At 61.6% G+C, this 8,146-nt stretch carries 7 protein-coding genes; 3 read left to right on the top strand and 4 right to left on the bottom strand.

The window, feature by feature from the left end; genetic code table 11:
* The 4 genes from WA943_RS13495 to WA943_RS13510 form a co-directional block, all read right to left on the bottom strand.
* A partial coding sequence (locus WA943_RS13495; protein ID WP_424470405.1) for an XdhC family protein occupies positions 1-631 on the bottom strand: 631 nt, incomplete at its 3' end.
* Positions 631-963: an XdhC family protein gene (locus tag WA943_RS13500; protein ID WP_424470406.1), complete on the bottom strand. Its 333-nt coding sequence runs from the start codon at positions 961-963 to the stop codon at positions 631-633. The genes WA943_RS13500 and WA943_RS13495, both read right to left, overlap by 1 nt.
* Positions 960-2,138 (bottom strand): vWA domain-containing protein, encoded by a 1,179-nt coding sequence (locus WA943_RS13505; RefSeq protein WP_424470407.1) that lies wholly within the window; start codon positions 2,136-2,138, stop codon positions 960-962. Before WA943_RS13505 ends, WA943_RS13500 begins: the two co-directional genes overlap by 4 nt.
* A 133-nt stretch (positions 2,139-2,271) precedes the next feature.
* A complete protein-coding gene (locus WA943_RS13510; RefSeq protein WP_424470408.1) occupies positions 2,272-3,183 on the bottom strand; it encodes an AAA family ATPase in 912 nt (303 codons plus the stop codon).
* Between the two features lie 163 nt (positions 3,184-3,346).
* On the opposite strand from WA943_RS13510, the gene WA943_RS13515 reads away from it, so the two are divergent.
* The 3 genes from WA943_RS13515 to WA943_RS13525 all read left to right on the top strand — a co-directional run bounded on the left by WA943_RS13515 (position 3,347) and on the right by WA943_RS13525 (position 8,033).
* Positions 3,347-6,775, top strand: a complete 3,429-nt coding sequence (locus tag WA943_RS13515) for a polysaccharide deacetylase family protein (protein WP_424470409.1) — start codon at positions 3,347-3,349, stop codon at positions 6,773-6,775.
* Positions 6,776-6,849: 74 nt separating this feature from the next.
* Positions 6,850-7,488 (top strand): carboxymuconolactone decarboxylase family protein, encoded by a 639-nt coding sequence (locus tag WA943_RS13520; protein ID WP_424470410.1) that lies wholly within the window; start codon positions 6,850-6,852, stop codon positions 7,486-7,488.
* A 5-nt stretch (positions 7,489-7,493) separates the two neighbouring features.
* Positions 7,494-8,033, top strand: coding sequence for a VOC family protein (locus WA943_RS13525; protein ID WP_424470411.1), 540 nt, complete (start codon positions 7,494-7,496; stop codon positions 8,031-8,033).
* The last annotated feature ends 113 nt before the right edge of the window (positions 8,034-8,146 follow it).

Here is an 8,146-nt window from a genome sequence, read left to right on the forward strand (position 1 = left end):
CGGCGGGGCTTTTCGCGCCGATGGAAAGGCCGATCGGCCCGTGGATGCGGGCGATGGCCTGATCGTCGAAGCCCGCGGCTTTCAGGCGCTCGTGGCGGGCGGCATGGGTCTTCTTGCTGCCCAGCGCGCCGATATAAAAGGCGGGGCTGTTAAGGGCCGCGACGAGCGCCGGATCGTCGAGCTTGGGGTCGTGGGTGAGGGTGATGACCGCGGTGCGGGCGTCCGGCTTGAGATCGGTCATGGCCTCGTCCGGCCATTCGGTGCGGAGCGTGACGCCCGGAAAACGCTCGGGCGATGCGAAGGCCGTGCGCGGGTCTATGACCGTCACATCATAGGCCGCGAGTGCCGCCATGGCGGCGACGGGCTGGGCGATATGGACAGCGCCCACGACGAGAAGCCTCAGAGGCGGGTTGAAGGCGTTGAGAAACCACTGCTGGCCGTCCGGGTCTTCGACGACGCGGCTCTTGTCGCTCGCCAGAACTTCAGCAACGGCTTTAATAAGCCAGTTTTCTTCTTTTGTATCAGATTGATGCAGAAGTTTCTGAATCCCGTCAGTGAGCCGTGTGGCTAGGACGACGGGCTGCTTTGCCTCACGACTCTTTAGAAGCTCCTTGAGGATAACTTCGCGCATCAGGCCGTGACCGGTTCGATGAAGACGCGAATGCGGCCACCACAAGCGAGGCCAACCTCCCATGCGGCGGCGTCGCTGACGCCATATTCCAGCACTTCAGGCTTGCCGGTGGTGAGCGTATCGAGCGCGCGGGTCACCACATCGCCCTCGATGCAGCCGCCCGACACGGAGCCGATAAAGGCCGCGTCGTCGCGGATCGCAAGCTGGCTGCCGACCGGGCGCGGGGCCGAGCCCCATGTCTCGATGACGGTGGCAAGCGCGACGCCGTGGCCCGCCGCCTGCCATTGCGCGGCCTGTTCGAGCACCTGTTCGTGGCTGAAGGTTTCGCTCATGCGGCTCTCCTTTCAGACTTGCGGGTCGCAGGCGCGCTCAAAGTGTCGACCAGGCTCGCCAGCGAGTCGAGGCTATGCACGGCGCGGAACTCGTCCACATGCGGCAGCAGCGCCTTGATGCCGAGTGATTTCGGCTCGAAGCGATCATAGCGCAAGAGCGGGTTGAGCCAGATGAGGCGTTTTGACTGGCGGTGCAGGCGGGCGATTTCGGGCTCGACGCCATGCCCGGCATCGCGGTCGAGCCCGTCGGTGACGAGGAGGACGACCGCGCCCTGCCCAAGCACGCGGCGGCTCCATTCGACATTGAAGCGGCGCAGCGTCTCACCGATGCGGGTGCCGCCGTCCCAATCGTCGACCGAGGCCGTGACGCGGGCCAGCGCCTCGTCGATGTCGCGGTGGCGAAGCTCGCGGGTGACATTGGTGAGACGGGTGCCGAAGAGGAAGACGTGAACGCGGTCGCGGTCGTTGGTCAGCGCATGGACGAATTGCAGGAAGATGCGCGCATAGGCCGACATGGAGCCCGATATGTCGCAAAGCACGACGAGAGGGGGGCGGCGGCGGCGATATTCGCGCTTTTTCAGCGGGATGATGTCGCCGCCGCGCAGCGAGGCGCGCAGGCTCGCGCGCATATCGGCAAGGCGACCGCGCGGCGAGGGGCGCGTGCGGCGGATGCGGGCTTCATCGAGCGGCAGATGCAGGCGGGCGATGGCGGCGCGGGCCTGAGCGAGTTCAGCAGCGGACATTTGCTCGAAGTCCTTCTTGCGGAGGATTTCGGTTGCGGAAAAGGTTTCGCTGGCATCGACTTCGAGGTTGGGCTCGTCTTGCCCCTCGTCCTTGGCGTCGCTGCCGAAGAGAGCCTCGGAAATGCGGCGGCTGGCCTTTTCGGCGTCGTCATGCTCAGGCGTTCTGATTTCGGGCAGCATCAGCGCCATCATGCGGTCGAGAAGCTGCGGGTCGCGCCAGAAGACGTGGAAGGCCTGATCGAAGATCGTGTGGGCGTCGTGGCGCTTGATCAGCGTCGTGTGAAGCGTCCAGTAGAAATCCTCGCGCGAGCGCAAGCCCGCGACGTCCACGGCTTCGATGGCGTCGAGCACCTGACGCGGGCCGACGACAAGCCCGGCGCGGCGCAGCACGCGCGCGAAGTGGACGATGTTTTCGGCAATCTGGCCTTCCATGACGCCCTTCCGGAGGCCTCGTCCTTCGAGACGCAGCGCTGGCGCGCTGCTCCTCAGGATGAGGGTCAATTCAGAAACAACTCCTCATCCTGAGGAGCGGGCAAAGCCCGCGTCTCGAAGGATGAGGCCATTGTTACTCCGCCGCCTGCGCGCCAGCCTTGATCTCGGCAAGAATGCGCGCCGCTTCGCTGCCCTGAACGCGGGCGATGTCGTCCTGATATTTCAGCAACGCGCCAAGCGTGTCGTTGACGAGCTGATGGTCGAGCGCGAGCGCGTCGAGTTGGGTGAGTGCGGTTGCCCAGTCGATTGTCTCTGCGACGCCGGGGTTCTTGTAGAGGTCGAGCTTGCGCAGCGATTGCACGAAGGCGACGACTTCGCGCGACAGGCGGGCGGATGCGCCGGGGGCCTTCAGCTTCAGGATTTCAAGCTCGCGCTCGGCATTGGGATAATCGACCCAGTGGTAAAGGCAGCGGCGCTTCAGCGCGTCGTGGATTTCGCGCGTGCGGTTCGAGGTGACGATGACGATGGGCGGTTGCGCCGCCTTGATGGTGCCGATCTCGGGAACCGTGACCTGAAAATCCGACAGGACTTCGAGCAGGTAGGCTTCAAAGGGTTCGTCGGTTCGGTCCAGCTCGTCGATCAGCAGCACCGGCGGACCGGCGACATCGGGCTCCAGCGCCTGAAGGATGGGGCGACGGATCAGGAAACGTTCGGAGAATATGTCCTTGCCCAGCGTCTCGCGATCCTGTTTGCCCTCGGCTTCGGCAAGGCGGATCTCGATCATCTGCGCCTGATAGTTCCACTCGTAAACGGCGCTCGCCGTGTCCAGCCCCTCATAGCACTGAAGGCGGATCAGGCGGCGGCCAAGCGCCTCGGCCAGAACCTTGGCGATCTCGGTCTTGCCGACGCCCGCCTCGCCCTCAAGCAGCAGCGGACGGCCCATTTTAAGGGCGAGGAAAATAGAGGTCGCCAGCGAACGGTCGGCCACATAGGCGCCACGCGCGAGCAGGTCGACGGTTTCGTCGATGGAGGAGGGAATGCTCATGACCGTGAATGTAATGGGTCGGAGGCCCGGAGCAAAGCGGCAGAAAGGGGGGAGGGCAAGGCGATGATTTTCGCCACATTACGGAATTGTACGAAAAAATATGGAGAAAAGGAGCGATCAAAGTTGTAGCTATATGGGCGTCGAACGGAACTGATCAGTCATTATGCCGAACAAGCCGATTTTCTTCGACGCTAGCGGGCGCCGCGCTTTTCACATTTCGATCTTTGGATGGGTGGTTGCCATCGTCAGCACGGTGGCGGGCGTGGCATTTCTCATCAGCCTTGCCGTGGTGCCGCGCCTCGACAGCGTGAAGCTCCCCGGACAGATGAACGCCGTGCCGACGGTTGAACTTCAGCGCAAGGCCACATCGCCGGGCCTGCTGAAATCCGCCGCACATCTAGCCGCCGAAGCGCGCGCCAAACGCGAGAAAGTTGCGCTGGAGCGCCGGCGCAAGGCGGACCATGCGCTGCGAAACAACACCACCGCCGCGATCCTTCAGCCTCAGAACGGGCGTCCGCTCTCCATCGCCTTCTATCCCAACTGGGGTGAAAACACCTTCGCGTCGCTGCAACGCGCGCTGCCGCATCTGGACTGGGTGATGCCGACCTGGCTGACGCTGAAAGGGCCGGACATGGCATTGGCGGTGAATTACGATCAGCATGTGGCGAGCTACATTCGCGACAACAAGCCGGGCGCGGCCATTCTGCCGACGCTGCAGAACGCCTCCAACGGCAAGTGGGATGGGCCGGGCCTTGCCAAGCTGCTGGCTCAACCTGAAAAACGCAAAGCGCTGATCACGCAGCTCGAACTCTTTATCGACCAGAACAAGTTTCAGGGGCTGATCGTCGATTTCGAGGATCTGCCGACCGGATCGCGCAAGGATCTCAAATTATTCCTGGGCGAGTTATCGGAAAACTTCGCCTCGCATAGCTGGATCGTCGTGCTCGCAACGCCTGTCGGCGACAACACATGGCCGTTTGCGGAAATGGCAAAGGTCGTAGATTACACGATGCTCATGGCCTACGACGAACACTGGCTGACGAGCGAGGCGGGCAGCGTCGCGGGCCAGAAGTGGTTTGAAGGCGTGATCGACCAGCGCATGAAGGTGCTCGATCCGGCCCGCACAATCGTCGCCATCGGAAGCTACGGCTATGACTGGAATGGCGGCGACGTCAACAATGTGACGTTTCAGGACGCGGTGATCGCGGCGCATGACTCCGGCGCGACAGTCGATTTCGATGCGGCAACCAACAATCCGCATTTTTCATATGTCGAGGAAGACAACGTCAAACATGACGTCTGGTTTCTCGACGGCGTGACGGCGTTCAACCAGATTCACGCGGCAGACCCTTATCAGCCTGCAGGCTATGCCGTGTGGCGGCTCGGCGGTGAAGACCCGACGATCTGGAACGTCATGGGCCAGCCCTATGGCTCCGCCGCTCCGGCAACGCTTGGCAGCATTCCCATCATCGACGATATCGACTTTGAAGGACGAGGCGAATTCCTGAGCGTGAGCGCCGAGCCGACGACAGGAAGCCGCAAATTCGAAGTCGATCCGCAAACGGGCGACATAAACGACGAAACCTACATCAAACTTCCGACGACTTATGTCATCCGGCAGTTCGGCGGCGCGGACAAGAAAATAGCCCTGACATTCGATGACGGGCCGGACGCCGAATGGACGCCGCAAATTCTTGACGTGCTCAAGGAAAAGAAAGTCCCCGCGACATTCTTCATCATCGGTTCCAATGCGGAGGCGCATCCGGGCCTTGTGCAGCGCGAGCTTGCCGAAGGGCACGAGGTCGGCAGCCACACATTCACGCACCCCAATCTTTCGGTGACGCCGGAAGAGGCTGTGAAGCTTGAACTCAATGCGACGCAACGCCTGTTTCAGGCGCTGACGGGGCGCTCGCTCCGCCTGTTCCGCCCGCCTTATCTGGGCGATGCGGAGCCGACTGATTATGAAGAGATCGTGCCGGTCAAGATCGCGCAGGATATGGGCTATATCACTGTCGGCGAGCATGTCGATCCGGTGGACTGGGAACTGCCGGGCGTCGACAAGATCATCGAGCGCACACTCGAACAGGTGCGCAGCGCGACGCCGGATATTCCGCGCAACATCGTGCTGCTGCATGATGCGGGCGGAGACCGCTCGCAAACGGTGGCGGCGCTGCCGGAGATGATCGATCGGTTGCGCGCGGAAGGCTATGAATTCGTGACGACTTCCGCGCTGGTGCCGCTGACGGCGGAAGAGGCCATGCCGCATCTGCCGCTGACCGTGGGGCTGCTCACCGACCGCGTCATATTCATGACGCTGAGCACGCTGGGCCATGTGCTCTACTGGTGTTTCCTCATCGCTATATGGCTCGGCATTGCGCGGCTCCTGTTCCTTGTCGGCTTGAGCCTGTGGCGTCGGCGCGTGGAACTGAACACCGTCGAGCCGCCGCTTGCGCCGTCGATGTACAAAGTCTCCGTGATCGTTCCTGCCTATAACGAAGAGAATGTCATCGTCTCGACGGTGGAAGGAATATTGTCGAGCGCTTACGACGAGATGGAAGTGATCGTCGTCGATGACGGATCGAAGGACGACACGCTCGGCGTCATGCGCGCGAACTTCGGCGCAGACCCGCGCGTGCAGATATTGTCGATCCCGAATGGCGGAAAGGCCAATGCGCTCAATATCGGCATCGCCGCTGCCAAGGGCGAGGTCATCGTTGCGCTTGATGCCGACACGCAATTCGAGCCGGATACGATCGCAAGGCTTGTGCGCTGGTTTGGCGATGAAACGATTGGTGCTGTCGCGGGCAACGCGAAAGTCGGCAACCGCATCAACATGATTACGCGCTGGCAGGCGCTGGAATATATCTCGGCGCAAAATCTGGAGCGTCGAGCGCTGGCGGCACTCGGCACGCTGACGGTGGTGCCCGGCGCGGTGGGCGCGTGGCGGAAAAGCGTGTTGACGGAACTTGGCGGCTTTCGCGGCGACACGTTGGCGGAAGATCAGGACCTCACCATCAATCTGCAGAAGGCGGGCTATCGCGTGCTGTTCGACAGCAGCGCGATTGCTTGGACGGAAGCGCCCGCGACTTTCTCCGGCCTGTCGAAGCAGCGCTTCCGCTGGTCTTACGGCACGCTGCAATGCCTGTGGAAATATCGCTCGCTGACATTCAGGCCGCGCTATGGCGCGCTCGGCATGATCGCGCTGCCGCAGGTCTGGCTGTTCCAGATCATATTGACGGCGCTTGCGCCGCTCGCCGATCTCTTGCTGGTGTGGCAATTGCTCGGCCAGTGGATCGCATATGCGCAGCATGGCGCGGAGTTTCGCAATGCCGATCTCAAGCTCATTGGGATTTATTATTGCGTCTTCATCGTCGTCGATCTGGCGGCTGCGACCTTCGGCTTCCTGATGGAGCGGCGCGAACAATGGAGCCTCTTGTGGTGGCTGGTGCTTCAGCGCTTCGGCTATCGCCAGCTCATGTATTACGTCGTGGTGCGATCCATCATGACGGCGCTGCGTGGGCCGTTTGTCGGCTGGGGCAAGCTGGAGCGCATGGGCACGGTGCTTCTCGATCGCTCGAAGGCGACGCGCTGACATTGCGCATTCTGGATGACGTGCCGTCGTCTGATGATATGATTTGCTCATAAGAAATGGGAAGGGAGAAGTCCATGCCTCGTTTGAGGGAAGTGGGAAAGGACGACGCGCATCCGCTTGCGCAGACGATCTACAAGGTGCTGTTCGGCGAGCGCGATCCGGTGAAGGAGCCGGGAACTGCGACAGGAACGCCGGGCAACTGGTGGACGGTGTTCGCCGTGGTGCCGGATGTCTTCGATCACGCTGTGGCAGGCTTTCAGTTTTACCGCAGCCCGAACCGCAAGATTTCACCCAAGCTTCGCGAGCTGGGCCAGATCCGCGCCGGATGGGCGCGGGGCAGCCAGTTCGTTTTCTCGCAGCACTGCAAGGCCAGCCGCGATGTGGGCTTGAGCGAGGAACAGATTCAGGCGATCCCGCATTGGCAGGTGGCCGATTGCTATAGCGAGATCGAGCGCGCGGTGCTCGCCTATACGGATGGCCTGGTGCTCTCGGGCGGGCGCGTGCCGGATGGCGTTTTCGCGGTGCTGAAAAAGCATCTCTCCGACGAGGAGATTCTGGAACTCACCTACACCACGGCACTTTATGATTTTCATGCGGTGATCGCGAAAGCGCTGCGGCTTGAATATGACGATGTGGACGAGCGCATTGTCGAGATCGCGGCACCGGCAGGAAACGCCGCCGACGTCATGAACATGGTTGATACGAAGGAGTAGAAGGCATGGCTTATCATCATCTCGCTTTCGCCACGCGCGACATGAAGGCGACCGATCATTTCTACCGCGAGGTCATGGGCTTCGATCTGAAGAAGGTCGAAGTCGGGCCGACGCAGGAAGGCGGCTGGGCGAAGCATTTCTTTTATGAGATCGAGCCGGATCGCTTCATTGCCTTCTGGGAACTGCATGGCGAGGCTTTTGAAAAGCCTTTTGACACGGGGCTTTCGACCGCAGCCGGACTGCCGGTCTGGGTCAACCACGTTTCATTTTATTCGCCGACAAAGGAACATCTGGCCGAGAAAAAGAAGATGTGGCTTTCGGGCGGCCATGACGTGTTCGAGATCGACCATAACTGGTGCCACTCGATCTATACGATGGACCCGAACGGAACCTTCGTTGAGTACTGCGTGACGACGGCGGAGTTCACGGCGGCCGACAAGGAACGCGCATTGCTCGCGCTGACCAGCGACGATCTGGAATATTCCGCGCCGCCTGCTTCGATGCAGCATCACAAGGCGGCCGATTACAGGGCGGCGGCGGAGTAGGGAGCTGCTTTAATCTCAGTGTCGTCCCGGGACTTGGTCCCGGGACCCATGGCGGATCGTCAGTGAGTGCAGGAAGATGGATCCCGGGAACAAGTCCCGGGATGACATCATTG

Source organism: Parvibaculum sp., from assembly GCF_049651025.1.
Taxonomy (GTDB): domain Bacteria; phylum Pseudomonadota; class Alphaproteobacteria; order Parvibaculales; family Parvibaculaceae; genus Parvibaculum.